Consider the following 15051-nt stretch of genomic DNA (forward strand, 5'->3'; position numbering starts at 1 on the left):
CGACATCCCCGAAACCCCGAAGCTCAAGCGGGCCGGGTGGGCGGCAAAGAACTCGCCCCGCTTTTGCTGGGTTGATTTAATTTTTGTGAGCGGGGCTCAAACACCTTTGCCGCTGATCCGCCCGACACCCTTGATCTTCGGCGGGGCTGTGAGGGAGGTAAGTCAAATCCAGGGGGTGATGACTGTTTGGCTGCCGATAATTCTGAGGTTCAAACATTCCGCGCATTACCCTCTGGGTAATACACGTTCCATTCGCAGAGAGAAAAGAAATATGGAGTGGCAGACGATAACTGGTATATCAAGCGTAGTCATTGCCCTTTGCGCTCTAGTATTTTCCTTTTGGCAAGGAGCCCAAACAAAGAAACACAACAGGCTTTCCGTCAGGCCTCATCTCACGACATGGACGCACAGCAATTCAGATAAAGGATTCTACGCAGTAGAGCTAGTGAACAACGGCATTGGCCCCGCGATCATCGAGGACTTCGTTTTAAAGATTGATGGAAAGCAAATTTCCGGCAATGGAACCGAACCGATTGAGAAAGCTTTGAAAATCCTTTTCCCGAACTTCTCATATCACTCAAACCATTCTTACTTAGCAAAGAACTATTCGATAGTGCCAAAGGAGCGATGCATAGTTGTATCAGTGCAGTTTCTAGGTCCACAGTTTCCAGCACCTGAAGTCGTAGAGCATGCCCTGAATAGGGGTGATCTAGAAATTTCTTACAAATCCTTCTACGAGGAGAACTTTCATTTCTCCTCATGGGAAGAAAAATCCAACAAGCCTGATAGGTCGTAATGGCCGAAGGGCTGCGTCTCATCACAAGCACACAAACCACCCAGTCATCACCACCCTGATTTTGACGTTCCTCCCCTCACAGCCCCGCCGGAAATCGAGCCTGCCGGACGGATCAGCGGCGAAGGTGTTTGAGCCCCGCCCACAAAAAACAAATTAAGAACAGCAAGGCGGGGCAAGTTCTTCGCCGCCCGTCCGGCAGGTTCGATTTTCGGGAATTCGGGGCTGTCGGGGTGCCCTTCTTTTGGTTACTTTTCTTGGGCAAGCAAGAAAAGTAACTTGCCGCCGGGCAACCCCCGGCCAACGGTCAGTGGTTTGCTAAGTCTCCAACTACAACAACCAGCCCTTCGACAGCACCCGCAAGGGGTACGCCGGTGTGTCCCCGCCGCTGCGCGGCGACCCTTCCGCTGGCTCAGGGCGAACGGGGCGGGGGGCAGCGCACTATGCATTCAGCACCTGTGGCAAGCGCAGGCTGGATTCCTGCGCAGCACTAAGTCTCCGCCAACGCCTCCACCAGATAATCAATGAACACCCGCACCTTCGGACTCAGATGCCGATTCGACGGATACACCGCATAAATCCGCGCATCCTGCCCGGGCAGAAAATCAGCCAGTATCTCCACCAGCCGCCCCGCCCGGATATCCGGCTCCAGCCGGTAACTCGAACCCAGGATGATCCCCAGACCCGCCAGCGCAGCGCGCCGCAGGGCATCGATGTTGTTGGTGGCAAAGTTGCCGCTCGCCGGCACGTTGAGGGGACGGCCCTCGGACACGAATGACCAGCGCGCGTCACCCGTATCGTCGCTGCGCAGGTAGCGCAGGCAATTGTGGTCCGCGAGTTCTTCCGGCCGCTGCGGCGTGCCGTGGCGCTCGAGATAGGCGGGTGCGGCGCAGAGCACCTGCCGCACGGCGGTCAATGCGCGCGCCACCAGCAACGCCCCCGGCTGGGCGGTGAGACGCAGGGCGAGGTCGTAGCCGCCATCGACCAGGTCCACCACGCGGTCGTCGCACACCAGTTCCACGCTCACCTCGGGGTAGCGCGCCAGGAAGCCCGGCAGCAGCGGCGCGATGCGCAGGCTGCCGAAGCCGACGGTCGCGCTGACGCGCAGATGGCCGCGCGGCGCCTCATGTAGCCGGCTCACCGCGCGTTCGGCGGCATCGGCCTCTTCGAGCATGCGCAGGCAGTGCGCGTAGAACGCCGTGCCGGCTTCGGTCAGGCCGAGGCGGCGCGTGGTGCGCTGCAGCAGACGTGCGCCCAGCGACTTTTCCAGCCGCGCCACCTGCTTGCTGATGACCGGCGCCGACACGCCGAGCCGGCGCGCGGTTTCCGAGAAAGACTGGTTCTGGACCACGAGGGCAAAGGTGCGGGCGGCTTCCAGATCGAGCATGGGCAGTCCGATTGTTAACGACAGAGAAACAATCATATGCCCGCAAAGGTGATTTTTAATAGAGCCGCAATGGCTACGCTACGTCCATCGAAACTGTGCCAAGGAGATCACCATGCCGCGCACCTCGCTCTTCCAGGCCATGGGCCTGCTGTTGCTCGCCGCCGTTTCCTGGGGCGGCATGTTCCAGGTCGCCAAGCCTTTGCTGGCGCAGGTCGACGCCTTCCACATGACGGCGATCCGCTACGGCGCGGCCGCTTTCATCTTCGCCGCCCTGCTGGCCTACCGCGAAGGGCGCGCCGCATTCAGTCTGGAGGGCAACGTCGGCCTGTTGTGGCTGTATGGCAGCCTCGGCTTTGCCGGCTTCAACCTGCTCGCGTTCACCGGCCTGGCGCACAGCCGGCCGGAACATGCGGCGGTCATCATGGCGCTGATGCCGCTGATGACGGCCCTGGTGAACTGGGGCATGCGCGGCATCCGCCCGGCATCGCACACGCTGTTCGCCATCGTCCTGGCCCTGACGGGGGTGGTGCTGGTGGTGACCGACGGTCATCTGTCCGCGCTCACCGTTTCGGGCCAAATCGGCGGCGACCTGCTGCTGCTGCTCGGCGCGCTGTGCTGGGTGTTCTACACCCTCGGGGCCGCGCGCTTCGCGCACTGGTCTCCGCTGCGCTACACCACGCTGACCTGTCTGCCGGGTGTGCTGAGCATTTTGGCCGCGACCGCCGCGATGACGCGCCTGGGCCACATTCATCCGCCCACCATGACGGCCTTGCAGGGCGGACTGTGGGCACTGGCCTACATGGTGGTGATCGGCGCAGTGATCGCCGTGCTGAGCTGGAACGCCGGCATCCGCAAGCTCGGCGCGCTCAACGGGGTACTGTTCATCAACTTCGTCCCGGTCTCCGCGTTCGTCATCGGCGTTCTCCTCGGCCATCATTTCGGCATGGCCGAACTCGCGGGCGCCGCCCTCGTCATCCTGGCGCTGGTGTTCAACAGCCTGTTGAGCCAGCGGGCCCAGCCCCGCATGGCGGGCGGGATGGTGGGGGCGCGCTAGCCGACCAGGGCCGGCTGACGCTCATTTCAGGAATCGAAGCGACCTCGGTAAAATCCGGGGATGATCGTCTACCTCCACGGGTTCAATTCCTCGCCCGCCTCCGGCAAGGCACGCCAGCTCGGCGAGCACCTGGCCGCGACCGGACGCGCCGCCGACTACCTGTGCCCGGCACTCGCCAACAGCCCGCGCGAAGCCATCGCCCAGGTCGAATCGGCGCTCGCGGCGCTCGCGGGTCCGGTGACGCTGGTCGGCAGCTCGCTCGGCGGCTTCTATGCGACCTATCTGGCCGAAAGGCACGGCTGGAAGGCGGTGCTGGTGAACCCTGCCGTGCATGCCCATCTCCTGCTGCGCAGCGCACTCGGCCCGCAGAAGAACTGGCACACGGGCGAAACCTGGGAGCTCAGCGAGGCGCATCTGGACGAACTCGCGGCGCTCGACGTGCCCGCAATCACGCGACCCGAACGCTACCTGCTGCTGGCGCAGACCGGCGACGAAGTCATCGACTACCGTGACGCCGTCGCCTATTACGCCGGCGCCCGGCAAATCATCGAGGAAGGCGGCGACCACGGCTTTGCCGGCTTCGAGCGCCACTTCCAAACCATCCTGGATTTCTGATGCACGTCATTTTCGAAGAAGACGGCCACTTCAAGGCCGGCTCCATCCTGTCCGAGACCGAGGCCACGGCGCAGGTGGAGGCGGCCAGTGGCAAGCGCAGCAAGATCAAGACTGCCAACATCCTGCTGCGCTTCAGCGCGCCTGCACCGCATGACGTGATGAGCGAGGCGGAGACGCTCGCCGCCGAGCTCGACGCCGACTTCCTGTGGGAGGCGGCCGGCAGCGACGAGTTCGGCTTCGAGCAACTGGCGCAGGAGTATTACGGCCACGCGCCGCACCCGGCCGAGTCGGTCGCGCTGCTGCTCAAGCTGCATGCTTCGCCGATCTATTTCCACAAGCGCGGCAAGGGCCGCTACCGCCCGGCTCCCGCCGAGACGCTGGCGGCCGCCAAGGCCGGGATGGAGAAGAAGCGCATCGCGGCCGAACGGCAGGCGCACCTCGCGGCGGAACTGGCGGCCTTCCGCCTGCCGCCGGAATATGCCTCGCTGATCCCGCGCATCCTCATCGCGCCCGACAAGAACACGCTCGAATACAAGGCCCTGGAGGACGCGGCCGCCAGCACCGGACTGTCCCAGCTGCGGCTGATCGAACGCTGCGGCGCGATCCCGTCGACGCTCGAGTTCCACATGGCGACCTTCCTGCTGGAATATTTCCCGCGCGGCACCGGCTTCGCCCCCGTTACCGAGCCGATCGATCCCCCCGAGTTGCCGAAGAGCAACGTGCGCGCCTTCTCGATGGACGACGAGGCGACGACCGAGATCGACGACGCGCTGTCGGTCGAGTGGCGCGACGACGGCACGATCCGCGTCGGCATCCACATCGCGGCGCCGGCGCTCGGCATTGCGCCCGGCTCCGAGCTCGATCGGGTCGCACGCGAGCGGTTGTCGACCGTGTACTACCCTGGCGACAAGATCACCATGCTGCCGGAGACGCTGATCCACCACTACACGCTGGGCGAACGACACGACTGCCCGGCGCTCTCGCTCTACGTGGATGTGGCGCCCGACCTGCGCGTGCTCGGCACCGAAACGAAGCTCGAAATGGTGCACATCGCCGACAACCTGCGCCACGAAACGCTGGAAGTCGAGTTCAATGCGGGCACGCTGCGGAATCCCGATTTTCCGGACTATCCCTACCGCCGCGAGCTCGAGTGGCTGCACGACTTCGCGATCGTGCTCGAGGCGGGGCGCGGCAAGGCCGACACGATCGAGCGCGTCGACTACAGCTTCAAGCTCGACGGCGAGCGCATCCGCATCGAGCCGCGCAAGCGCGGCAGCCCGATCGACAAGGTGGTGTCGGAATTGATGATCTTCGCCAACGCGCACTGGGGCGGCTGGCTCGCCGAGAAGCGCGTGCCGGGCATCTACCGCGCGCAGGCCAACGGCAAGACGCGCATGACGACCGCGCCCGACCCCCACCAGGGACTCGGCGTCGACCAGTACGCCTGGTCGACTTCGCCGCTCAGGCGCTACGTCGACCTCGTCAACCAGCGCCAGCTCGTCAGCCTCGTGCAGGGCACCGATCCGGTTTATCCGCCGCGGAGCGAGCAGCTGTTCGCGACGGTCCGCGACTTCGAGCTCGCCTACGACGCCTACAACGATTTCCAGCGCCGGCTCGAGCGCTACTGGATGCTGCGCTGGCTGATCCAGGAGAACGTCCACGAAGTCACAGCGAGCGTGATCCGCGAAGACCTGGTGCGCTTCGACACGCTCCCGATGGTCACCCGCGCGCCCTCCGTGATGGGCGTCGTGCCTGGGTCCCGGGTGCGGCTCGCGGTGTCGAACATCGATCTGCTCGACATCAGCTTCCACGCGGAGTATCTGGAAACCGTGGCGTCTCCGCCTGACAGCGCGGCCGGGGTCTCGTAGAATCGGGAAATCCGATCCGCCCGTGCCATGGTAGCCGTCACGCCCCCCTCTCTCGCCGCCCCGTCGAAGCAAGGCACCCGCATGGCGCTGGCCCTGCTGGCGTCCGCCGCCGTGCACGGCATGGTGCTGTCGACCCAGTTCGTGCACGTCAACCCGCAGCTGTTCGTCGACCCCAATCTGCCGATGGAAGTCGTGCTGGTGAACGCGAAGAGCGCCGAGTCGCCGCTCAATCCCGACGCACTTGCGCAGGTGAACCTCGCGGGCGGCGGCAACACCGACGAGGATCGCCGGCTGAAGAGCCCCCTGCCCGCCAGCGCCCGCAGCCAGACGGGCAGCGAGGAGGCCGCCCTGAACGCGAAGGTGTCCGCGCTCGAGCGGCAGGCCAGGACGCTGATGAGCGAACTGAAGGCGGACGCACAGCTGCCGAGCCCGGTGCCGTCGAAGCCCCAGACGCCTCCCCAGCCGACGGTCGATGCCAGCGACCTCACCGAGCAGGCGCGCGAGATGGCGCAGCTGCAGGCGCGCATCTCGCAGCAGTGGGACGAATACCAGAAGCGTCCGAAGCGGGCGTTCGTCGGGGCCAACGTGCGTGAATACGCCTTCGCGCGCTATGTGGAGGACTGGGTCACCAAGGTCGAGCGCGTCGGCAACCTCAACTATCCCGAGGCGGCCCGGCGCCAAGGCATCTACGGCAGCCTCAAGCTGACGGTATCGATCTACGCCGACGGCCGCATCGAAAGCGTCGAGGTCGACCGCTCCTCCGGCTCCAAGATCCTCGATACCGCCGCCGCCAAGATCGTCGAACTCGCGGCGCCGTTCGCGCCCTTCCCGGACGAAATGCGCAAGAAGGCCGACATCCTGTCGATCACCCGCACCTGGACCTTCACCCGTTCCGACCAGCTGGTCGGCACTGACTGAATTCCGTCACCTCGGCGTACGAAAGCCGTCAATCCGGCGCCACCGAACCTGCGTGCCGCCCGCCACAGCCAGGCGACAATCCTGAATACTCTATTAAATTTCAATGACTTGCCATATCGTGCCTACAACAGGCACGTGCATTGCTCCGTTCCCGCTAAACATTTCGCTTGGCGCGGCCGATACCGCGGCACACCGCCAGCAAGAACAGGAGCAGACATGAACGTCGTCAATCGATTCGCCGCCATCCTCGGCCTCGCACTCGCATCCGTGCAGGCGCAGGCCGTGGACTTCTCCTTCACCTCGGGTTCGGCTGTCTCGCCGGCCCTGGGCAACGTCTACACCGCCACCGTGAGCGGCCTGACGATCTCGACCACCGCATGGGCCACCACCGCCGCCAAGAGCCGGTTCGAGGCCGCTGCGCTGAACCTCGGGTCGAGCGGCATGGGGGTATGCAATGCGGCCGAAGGCGCCGGCTGCACGGGCGGGACCGTGTCCGCGCTCGACAGCAGCGGTGCCAACGACCTGATCCTGTTCCGGTTTTCCGGCGCGGTCAGCCTGCAGTCGCTGACCATGCTCCAGTCCGGCGGCGATTCGGATCTCCGCATGTGGGCCGGCACGGGCACCTTCAGCCCGTCCGGCCTCAAGATCAACCAGCTGACGGGAACGGCGACGACCTACAGCAACACGAGCAACGTGAACGGCAGCAGGACCGTCAGCCTCGCCGCCTACACCGGTTCCTACGACTGGCTGGCGATTTCCGCCTTCGGCAAGGACAGGCTGGCCGATTACGTCAAGCTGCAATCCCTCACCGCCACCCCGGTCGCCCAGCCGGTGCCCGATGCCGCCTCGTGGATGACGATGCTGGCCGGCCTGGGCCTGGTCGCCTTCCGCGTGAGCCGGCGCCCCGGAACCTGACGGCCGGCTGCAGCCCTCCCAGACCCGCCCGCGAGGCGGGTTTTTCATTTGGGCGGGCAAATTCGCGGGTCGCCGGGGCATATTGGGTGCGTTTATCACGTGATAAAATGTTTGATTGTTCTAATATTTTCATTTAATTCCGCTTCTGGAGATCGTCATGCACACCGGCACCACCCTTACCCAGTTCATCATTGAAGAACAGCGCCGCACCGCCGGCGCCACCGGCGACTTCACCTCGCTGCTGAACGACGTCGTCACCGCCTGCAAGGCGATCTCCAACGCCGTCAACAAGGGCGCGCTCCTCGGCATGATGGGCTCGCTCGATTCCGAGAACGTGCAGGGCGAGACCCAGAAGAAGCTCGACGTCATCACCAACGACATCATGATCCGCTCCAACGAGTGGGCCGGCCACCTCGCCGGCATGGCGTCCGAGGAAATGGACGACGTCTACGCCATCCCCGGCCAGTATCCGCTCGGCAAGTACCTGCTGGTGTTCGATCCGCTCGATGGCTCGTCGAACGTCGACGTCAACATCTCGGTCGGCACCATCTTCTCGATCCTCAAGGCCCCGGTCGCCGGCCGCGCCGCCAAGGCCGAGGACTTCCTGCAGCCCGGCACCAAGCAGGTGTGCGCCGGTTACGCGATCTACGGCTCGTCGACCATGCTGGTGCTGACCTTCGGCCACGGCACCAACGGCTTCACGCTCGACCGCGACGTCGGCGAGTTCGTGCTGACCCACCCCGCCATGAAAATCCCGACCGAGACCAAGGAGTTCGCGATCAACGCGTCCAACATGCGTTTCTGGGAAAAGCCCGTGCAGCGCTACGTCGACGAGTGCCTCGCCGGCAAGACCGGCCCGCGCGGCAAGGACTTCAACATGCGCTGGGTCGCCTCGATGGTCGCCGAAGTGCACCGCATCCTCACCCGCGGCGGCATTTTCATGTACCCCAAGGACACCAAGGACCCGTCCAAGGCCGGCAAGCTGCGCCTGATGTACGAGGCCAACCCGATGGCCTTCATCGTCGAACAGGCCGGCGGCGCCGCCACCACCGGCTACCAGCGCATCCTCGACATCGCGCCGGAAGGCCTGCACCAGCGCGTGCCGGTGATCCTCGGCTCCAAGACCGAGGTCGACACCGTGACGGGTTATCACCACGAGAAGGCTGCGTAAGCGCGTTGACGCAGGCTGAAAAAAACCGGGCATCGCCCGGTTTTTTTTGTCCGTCCCTCAGGCGGCCGCCCGGCGCGGGCCGGCACGCAACAAGGCAAGGCACGCCTCGGGCGGCAGCGGGCGACTGAACAGATAGCCCTGCGCCTGGTCGCAGCGGTTGGCGCGCAGGTAGGCGAGCTGCGCCTCGGTTTCCACCCCTTCCGCGACCACGGTCAGGCCCAGCGTTCCGGCCAGTGCGATGATCGTGCGCACGATGGCGGTATCGTTGTCGTCGCCGGGGATGTCGCGGATGAACGAGCGGTCGATCTTCAGGCAGTGGAGGGGGAAGGTCTTCAGATAGCTCAGCGACGAATAGCCGGTGCCGAAGTCGTCGACTGCGATGCGTATGCCCAGGCGTTCGAGGTCGGTCAGCACGGTGGCAGCCGTCGCCAGGTTGTCCATCAGGGACGACTCGGTGATCTCGAGCTCGAGGTCGGCCGGCGCCAGACCCGTATCGCGCAGGACGGCGCTGACCTCCTCGGCGAGGTCCATCTGGCGGAATTGCCGCGCCGACAGGTTGACCGCCATGGTTCCGGCCGCCAGCCCCGCATCCTGCCACGCGCGCATCTGGCGGCAGGCCTCGCGCAGCACCCATTCGCCGATCGGCAGGATCAGGCCGCTTCGCTCGGCCAGCGGAATGAATTCATCGGGGCTGACGCTGCCGAGTTCCGGCGACTGCCAGCGCAGCAGCGCTTCCCAGCCCGTCAGCCGGCCGGTGCTGATCTCGCGCTTCGGCTGGTAGTGCAGCACCAGTTCCCGCCGTTCGAGGGCCTGCTTGAGGCGCGCTTCCAGCAGCACGCGGCGCTGGATCTCCTCGGAGAGCTCGCGGCTGAACACGCGGATACAGTTCCGCCCCGCCAGCTTGGCCCGATGCAGCGCGAGATCGGCGTAGCGCATGAGCACGCTGGCCGATTCGCCATCCGACGGATAGGCGACGATGCCGATGCTGACGCTGATCCCGAGCCGGTCGTTGCCGATGTCGAACTCGCGGGAAAGCACCTGCAGCAAGCCCTCGCCCACTTCCCTGGCGCGCTCGACGGGCGCATTCTCCAGCTGGATCACGAACTCGTCGCCGCTGAAGCGGGCCAGGAAGGCGTCCGCCGGCAGGCTGGCCCGGATTCGCCCGGCGACGGCGACCAGCAGCAGGTCGCCCTGCTCGTGGCCGAGCGTGTCGTTCACGGTCTGGAAGTGGTCGAGATCCAGCAGCAGGACCGCGCACGCGGTCTGGGCCTCGCGCGCGTGCGCGAGCGACTGGCCGAGCCGCTCGCCGAATGCGGTACGGTTCGGCAGCCCCGTGAGGTCGTCATGGGTGAGCATGTGGCGCATCTGCCGGAACGGCCGGCTCACCGCCTCGGCATAGATGGCGCGGTAGAGGAAATAATAGGCAAACACCTTGTAGGCATGGCCCAGCATGTTTGCGGTGCTGGTCACCTGGACGTACACGGTAAAGAACAGCTCGCCGGCCGCCATCAGCAGCAGGGCCAGGATCAGGCTGTCGAAATCGCAGTTGGTGATCTGCTTGCGGCGCAGGACGAGAAGCGCGGCGATGCCCAGATAGAGCCCGAACACGCCCCATTCGAGGGCCACCTTGAGGCGCGTCAGCCCCACCCCGGAATCGTACATCCGGGGAATGGCATCCGGAGCCTCCAGAAGCGCGTAGGAGACCGACGACGCCACGAAGAGCGCCACGAGCCAGGCATTGCGGCGGAGCGGCGAGCGCGGGACCGGCGTTTCCGGAAGCAGCACGTAGGCCAGCAGTCCCGCGCCCGCCGCGAAACGGCCGAGCAGCCAGAACACGATCGACTTGTGGGGCGAGTTCGGGCCGACCACGTCCGGCATGCCGAGGTACGACAGGAAATGCAGCATGTCGAACACCCCGACGGCGAGAAAGGCGCACCCCAGCGCCATCGCGCGGGTCGAGCGCTCGGTCTCCGCCGCGCCGTGGCCGGTGAAGAAAATCAGCACCGCGACGATCACGGCGAAGATTTCCATCATCGAGTGGACGACCAGGAAATGCGCCTGGGTGATCGTCAGCTGGTTGTCGGGCGCCACCTGCCATATCAGCAGCGGGATGCTCAGCGCCAGCAGGAGCGTGCCGGCGATCCGGTGCGTGTTTTTATTTGGCGGCTGCATCAACCCGAAACCCTGCCCATCGCGCGGTAGGTCATCCCCAACAAGCCTCGTTATTCGTCGAGCAGCGCGGGCCAGCACGATCCGCCACCCCGGCTTCTCCTTTTTGTTCACTTTGGCACAGCGCGCGCCATTTGTCCCTTGCAGCCCTTGCGCGCTCAATGGGTGCCACCCAAGTATTTACGGCACAGCCTGGATTTGCTTGAACAAGGCCAGCGCCCGCACGCGCTGCGCGGCATGCTCGACGAGCGGCTCCGGGTAGTCGCGGCCGATCCGGCAGCCGGTCTGCTGCTGCAAGGCAGCGGACATCGTCCACGGCGCGTGGATGGCGGGAGCGGGCACGCGGGCCAGCTCGGGCAGATAGCGCCGGATGAAGTGCCCGTCGGGGTCGAATCGCTCGGACTGCGCAACCGGGTTGAAGATGCGGAACCACGGCTGGGCGTCGCAGCCGACCGACGCAGCCCACTGCCAGCCGCCGCTGTTTGCCGCGAGATCGAAGTCGATCAGCTTGTCGGCGAACCACTTCTCGCCCAGCCGCCAGTCGACCAGCAGGTCCTTGACCAGGAAGGAGGCGGCGATCATGCGCAGGCGGTTGTGCATGTAGCCGGTCTGCTCGAGCTGCCGCATCGCCGCGTCGACCAGCGGATAGCCGGTGCGCGCCGCGCACCAGGCCTCGAAGTGGCCCGGCGGATTCGGCCACGGCAGCGCATCGAAGCGGGCCTTGAAGGCATGCCCAGCCGCGACGTCGGGCCGGTGCCACAGGATCTGGTGATAGAAGTCGCGCCAGATCAGCTCGGAAAGCCAGGTCTGCGCGCCGCGCCCGCCCCGCTGCCAGGCCGCGGCGGCGAGCTGCCGGACCGACACGGTGCCGAAGCGCAGGTGCGCCGAGAGGTAGGAGGGTCCTTTTTGCGCGGGAAAATCGCGCGCTTCGTGATAGCGGTCGATGCGCGCCAGGAAATCCTCGAACAGGCGCGCGCCGCCGGCCATGCCGGTCGGCAGCTTCAGATCGTGCAGGTTGGTCGGCCGGAATCCGAGGGCGTGCAGGCTCGGCACCGGCGTCGAACGCGGCAACAGCCGGCCGACATGACGCCCCGCCGGGTACGGGGCTAGATGCGCCGGCGTCAGCGCCTTCAGCCAGGCATTCTTGTATGGCGTGAAGACGCTGAAAGGCGTCCTGGAAACAGTAAGCACTTCCTCACGCTCGAAGATCACGGCGTCCTTGTAGTGACGGACGGCGATGCCGCGGGCATGCAGGGCGCCCTCGACGGCGGCGTCGCGCGCCCGTGCGGCCGGGTCGTCGTCGTGGTTGAAGAACACCGCCTCGACCTCGAGTTCGGTCGCCAGCCGGACGATTTCGTCGCGCGCGCGACCGTGACGGACGATGAGCCCGCCGCCGCGCGCTTCCAGCGTCCGCTGCAGCTCCGCCACGCCGTCGTGGATGAATTCGACCCGGCGGTCGGCGCGATCCAGAAGCCCGTCGAGGATGTCGCGGTCGAACACGAACGCGCAAGCGACTTCCCGCGACTGCCGCAAGGCATGGTAGAGCGCGGCATGGTCGTTGTCGCGCAGGTCGCGCCGGAACCAGACCAGGGTGCGGACGTATTCAGGCATGGGGCACTCCGGCCGCTATAGTGCTTGTATGGGGTTCGAAAAAGGATGCTTGCTCGATTTGAGCCGGATTACAATGGGAGCGCAATCATGGACACCGTGAACCTGACCCACAATTTTCTGATCGCCATGCCCGGCATGGTGGACCCCAATTTCAACGGGACGCTCACCTACATCTGCGACCACAGTGAACAGGGCGCGCTCGGCGTGGTCGTCAACCGCCCGATCGAGCTCGAGCTGGCGGCGCTGTTCGAGCAGATCGGCCTGCCGCTGCCCGAGCGCCTGCATCACGACACGGTGTATTTCGGCGGCCCGGTCCAGACCGAGCGCGGTTTCGTGCTGCACACGCCGCCGCAGACCTTCAGTTCCACCCTGACGGTCAACAACGCCGTCAGCCTCACCACGTCGAAGGACGTGCTGGAGGCGGTGAGCCAGGGCGCGGGCCCGGAAAAATTCATGGTCTCGCTGGGGTACGCCGGCTGGGCGGCCGGCCAGCTCGAGGACGAGATCCGCCAGAATGCCTGGCTGTCGGTGGCCGCCGACCCGCAGGTGATTTTCGACCTGCCCCCCGAAGAACGCCTGCCTGCGGCGATGAAGCTGCTCGGCATCGACTTCGCCAGCCTCTCCGAAGAAGCCGGACACGCTTGAGCTATGCGGAAACCCACGGCACGGTGCTGGGCTTCGACCTGGGGCTCAAGCGCACCGGCGTCGCCTCCGGCGAGCTGTCGCTCGGCATCGCGCATCCGCTGACGGTCGTCCAGGCGGACTCGACCGATGCGCGGCTGGCGGCGATCGCCCGGCTGGTCGACGAGTGGAAGCCGGTCCTGCTGGTGCTCGGGCTGCCGACCCACGCCGATGGCACCGAGCACGAGATGACGCGGGTGGCCAAGAACTTCGCCCGCAAATTGGAATCGCGCTTCAATCTTCCGGTGTTCCTGGTCGACGAACGCCACACGAGCACGGAAGCCGAATCTGAACTGCACGCGCGCGGCATCCACGGCCGGAAGAACAAGGCGCTGGCGGATGCCGTCGCCGCCCAACTGATACTGCAAGGTTTCTTCGATGCCCGCCTCACTGCCTGATGCCAACTCCCTGATCGCACGGCTCGCCGAGGCCATCGCCCCCGCACTGACGCCGGAGACGCTGATCGTCGGCATCCATACCGGCGGCGTGTGGGTGGCCGAGCGCCTGCACGCGCTGCTCGGCTGCCGGCAGCCGCTCGGCACGCTCGACATCTCGTTCTACCGCGACGACTTCTCGCGTGTCGGCCTGCATCCGCAGGTGAAGCCTTCGAGCCTGCCGTTCGACCTCGAAGGCCGCGACATCCTGCTGGTCGACGACGTGCTGTACACCGGCCGCACCGTGCGCGCGGCGATGAACGAACTGTTCGACTACGGCCGCCCGGCCTCGATCCGCCTGGCCGTCCTGGTCGACCGCGGCGGCCGCGAGCTGCCGATCCGCCCGGATTTCGCCGGCCTCACGCTCGACGTGCCGCCGCACCAGAACATCAACCTTTCCCGCCTCGACGATGGCCATCTGACCCTCACGCTTGCATGAACCTACAACTCACCGATGACGGCAGGCTGCGGCACCTGCTGACGCTGGACGGACTGCCGCGCGCCATCATCACGCAGATCCTCGACACCGCCGAATCCTTCATGGACGTCGGCGAGCGCGAGGTCAAGAAGGTCCCGCTCCTGCGCGGCAAGAGCATCTTCAACCTGTTCTTCGAACCGTCGACGCGGACCCGCACCACCTTCGAGATCGCCGCCAAGCGCCTCTCGGCCGACGTCGTCAACCTCAACATCGCCACCTCCAGCCAGACCAAGGGCGAGGCGATCCTCGACACCGTCGACAACCTCGCGGCGATGCACGCCGACATGTTCGTCGTGCGCCACTCGCAGTCGGGCGCGGCGCACTTCATCGCGCGCCACGTCGCCCCGCACATCTCGGTCGTCAATGCCGGCGACGGCCGCCACGCGCATCCGACCCAGGGCCTGCTCGACATGTTCACCATCCGCCGCTACAAGGGTGCGTTCCACAACCTCACCGTGGCGATCGTCGGCGACGTGCTGCATTCGCGCGTCGCGCGTTCGCAGATCCACGCGCTTACCACGCTCGGCGTGCCCGAGGTGCGCGTGATCGGGCCGAAGACGCTGCTCCCCACCGGGGTCGAGCAGATGGGCGTGAAGGTCTTCCACGACATGGAAGCCGGGCTGGCCGGCTGCGACGTCGTCATCATGCTGCGCCTGCAGAACGAGCGCATGCGCGGCGCCCTGCTCCCCAGCGCGCAGGAATACTTCAAGTTCTTCGGCCTCACGCTGGAGAAGCTCGCGCTCGCCAAGCCGGATGCGATCGTGATGCACCCCGGGCCGATGAACCGCGGCGTCGAGATCGCGTCCGAGGTCGCCGACGGGCCGCAGTCGGTCATCCTGCCGCAGGTGACCTACGGCATCGCCGTGCGCATGGCGGTGATGGCGATGCTGGCGGGAGGAACGGCATGAGCCGAAAGCAGACCACCGGCACCCGCGATCATCTGACCGAGGCGAACGC

General features: G+C 65.7%; 14 protein-coding genes. 11 read left to right on the forward strand and 3 right to left on the reverse strand.

Annotated elements, in window-relative coordinates:
* Window positions 1–178: 178 nt before the first annotated feature.
* Complete coding sequence (locus VA613_RS13705; protein WP_324779579.1) at window positions 179–796, forward strand: hypothetical protein; 618 nt, start codon at window positions 179–181, stop codon at window positions 794–796.
* Window positions 797–1283: 487 nt separating this feature from the next.
* Here the strand turns inward: VA613_RS13705 and VA613_RS13710 are convergent, their stop codons facing one another.
* On the reverse strand, window positions 1284–2180 hold the full coding sequence (locus VA613_RS13710) for a LysR family transcriptional regulator (RefSeq protein WP_324779580.1): 897 nt from the start codon (window positions 2178–2180) through the stop codon (window positions 1284–1286).
* A gap of 112 nt (window positions 2181–2292) precedes the next feature.
* On the opposite strand from VA613_RS13710, the gene VA613_RS13715 reads away from it, so the two are divergent.
* The 6 genes from VA613_RS13715 (at window position 2293) to VA613_RS13740 (ending at window position 8721) form a co-directional block, all read left to right on the forward strand.
* On the forward strand, window positions 2293–3234 hold the full coding sequence (locus VA613_RS13715) for a DMT family transporter (RefSeq protein WP_324779581.1): 942 nt from the start codon (window positions 2293–2295) through the stop codon (window positions 3232–3234).
* Window positions 3235–3294: 60 nt separating this feature from the next.
* Complete coding sequence (locus tag VA613_RS13720; protein WP_324779582.1) at window positions 3295–3849, forward strand: YqiA/YcfP family alpha/beta fold hydrolase; 555 nt, start codon at window positions 3295–3297, stop codon at window positions 3847–3849.
* Window positions 3849–5717 carry a ribonuclease catalytic domain-containing protein gene (locus VA613_RS13725; RefSeq protein ID WP_324779583.1) on the forward strand — a complete coding sequence of 623 codons (1869 nt, stop codon included), beginning with the start codon at window positions 3849–3851 and terminating at the stop codon, window positions 5715–5717. The genes VA613_RS13720 and VA613_RS13725 overlap by 1 nt, the downstream gene beginning before the upstream one ends.
* A gap of 27 nt (window positions 5718–5744) precedes the next feature.
* On the forward strand, window positions 5745–6635 hold the full coding sequence (locus tag VA613_RS13730) for an energy transducer TonB (protein ID WP_324779584.1): 891 nt from the start codon (window positions 5745–5747) through the stop codon (window positions 6633–6635).
* Window positions 6636–6851: 216 nt separating this feature from the next.
* Window positions 6852–7550, forward strand: coding sequence for a hypothetical protein (locus tag VA613_RS13735; RefSeq protein WP_324779585.1), 699 nt, complete (start codon window positions 6852–6854; stop codon window positions 7548–7550).
* A gap of 157 nt (window positions 7551–7707) precedes the next feature.
* Entirely contained in the window at window positions 7708–8721 is a 1014-nt protein-coding gene (locus VA613_RS13740; protein ID WP_324779586.1) for a class 1 fructose-bisphosphatase, read from the forward strand.
* Between the two features lie 57 nt (window positions 8722–8778).
* Here VA613_RS13740 and VA613_RS13745 read toward each other — a convergent pair whose 3' ends face one another.
* Both VA613_RS13745 and VA613_RS13750 read right to left on the reverse strand, forming a co-directional pair.
* A complete protein-coding gene (locus tag VA613_RS13745; protein WP_324779587.1) occupies window positions 8779–10893 on the reverse strand; it encodes a putative bifunctional diguanylate cyclase/phosphodiesterase in 2115 nt (704 codons plus the stop codon).
* 177 nt (window positions 10894–11070) lie between these two features.
* Entirely contained in the window at window positions 11071–12501 is a 1431-nt protein-coding gene (locus VA613_RS13750; protein ID WP_324779588.1) for a cryptochrome/photolyase family protein, read from the reverse strand.
* Window positions 12502–12588: 87 nt separating this feature from the next.
* Here VA613_RS13750 and VA613_RS13755 point away from each other — a divergent pair, with 87 nt between their 5' ends.
* From VA613_RS13755 to VA613_RS13770, 4 genes are read left to right on the forward strand one after another with little or no spacing between them, the layout of a single operon-like run.
* A complete protein-coding gene (locus VA613_RS13755) occupies window positions 12589–13146 on the forward strand; it encodes a YqgE/AlgH family protein (protein ID WP_324779589.1) in 558 nt (185 codons plus the stop codon).
* Window positions 13143–13580 (forward strand): Holliday junction resolvase RuvX, encoded by a 438-nt coding sequence (ruvX, locus tag VA613_RS13760; RefSeq protein ID WP_324779590.1) that lies wholly within the window; start codon window positions 13143–13145, stop codon window positions 13578–13580. The genes VA613_RS13755 and ruvX overlap by 4 nt, the downstream gene beginning before the upstream one ends.
* Entirely contained in the window at window positions 13561–14055 is a 495-nt protein-coding gene (gene pyrR, locus VA613_RS13765) for a bifunctional pyr operon transcriptional regulator/uracil phosphoribosyltransferase PyrR (RefSeq protein WP_324779591.1), read from the forward strand. The genes ruvX and pyrR overlap by 20 nt, the downstream gene beginning before the upstream one ends.
* A complete protein-coding gene (locus VA613_RS13770) occupies window positions 14052–15002 on the forward strand; it encodes an aspartate carbamoyltransferase catalytic subunit (protein ID WP_324779592.1) in 951 nt (316 codons plus the stop codon). The genes pyrR and VA613_RS13770 overlap by 4 nt, the downstream gene beginning before the upstream one ends.
* The last annotated feature ends 49 nt before the right edge of the window (window positions 15003–15051 follow it).

The sequence above is a fragment of the Thiobacillus sp. SCUT-2 genome (genome assembly GCF_035621355.1).
GTDB classification, from domain to species: domain Bacteria; phylum Pseudomonadota; class Gammaproteobacteria; order Burkholderiales; family Thiobacillaceae; genus Thiobacillus; species Thiobacillus sedimenti.

Excerpts from the sequence above, each read along its gene's own strand:
- VA613_RS13705 (WP_324779579.1), top strand. The coding sequence starts at position 179 with ATGACTGTTTGGCTGCCGATAATTCTGAGGTTCAAACATTCCGCGCAT.
- VA613_RS13710 (WP_324779580.1), bottom strand. The coding sequence starts at position 2,180 with ATGCTCGATCTGGAAGCCGCCCGCACCTTTGCCCTCGTGGTCCAGAAC.
- VA613_RS13715 (WP_324779581.1), top strand. The coding sequence starts at position 2,293 with ATGCCGCGCACCTCGCTCTTCCAGGCCATGGGCCTGCTGTTGCTCGCC.
- VA613_RS13720 (WP_324779582.1), top strand. The coding sequence starts at position 3,295 with ATGATCGTCTACCTCCACGGGTTCAATTCCTCGCCCGCCTCCGGCAAG.
- VA613_RS13725 (WP_324779583.1), top strand. The coding sequence starts at position 3,849 with ATGCACGTCATTTTCGAAGAAGACGGCCACTTCAAGGCCGGCTCCATC.
- VA613_RS13730 (WP_324779584.1), top strand. The coding sequence starts at position 5,745 with ATGGTAGCCGTCACGCCCCCCTCTCTCGCCGCCCCGTCGAAGCAAGGC.
- VA613_RS13735 (WP_324779585.1), top strand. The coding sequence starts at position 6,852 with ATGAACGTCGTCAATCGATTCGCCGCCATCCTCGGCCTCGCACTCGCA.
- VA613_RS13740 (WP_324779586.1), top strand. The coding sequence starts at position 7,708 with ATGCACACCGGCACCACCCTTACCCAGTTCATCATTGAAGAACAGCGC.
- VA613_RS13745 (WP_324779587.1), bottom strand. The coding sequence starts at position 10,893 with ATGCAGCCGCCAAATAAAAACACGCACCGGATCGCCGGCACGCTCCTG.
- VA613_RS13750 (WP_324779588.1), bottom strand. The coding sequence starts at position 12,501 with ATGCCTGAATACGTCCGCACCCTGGTCTGGTTCCGGCGCGACCTGCGC.
- VA613_RS13755 (WP_324779589.1), top strand. The coding sequence starts at position 12,589 with ATGGACACCGTGAACCTGACCCACAATTTTCTGATCGCCATGCCCGGC.
- pyrR (WP_324779591.1), top strand. The coding sequence starts at position 13,561 with ATGCCCGCCTCACTGCCTGATGCCAACTCCCTGATCGCACGGCTCGCC.
- VA613_RS13770 (WP_324779592.1), top strand. The coding sequence starts at position 14,052 with ATGAACCTACAACTCACCGATGACGGCAGGCTGCGGCACCTGCTGACG.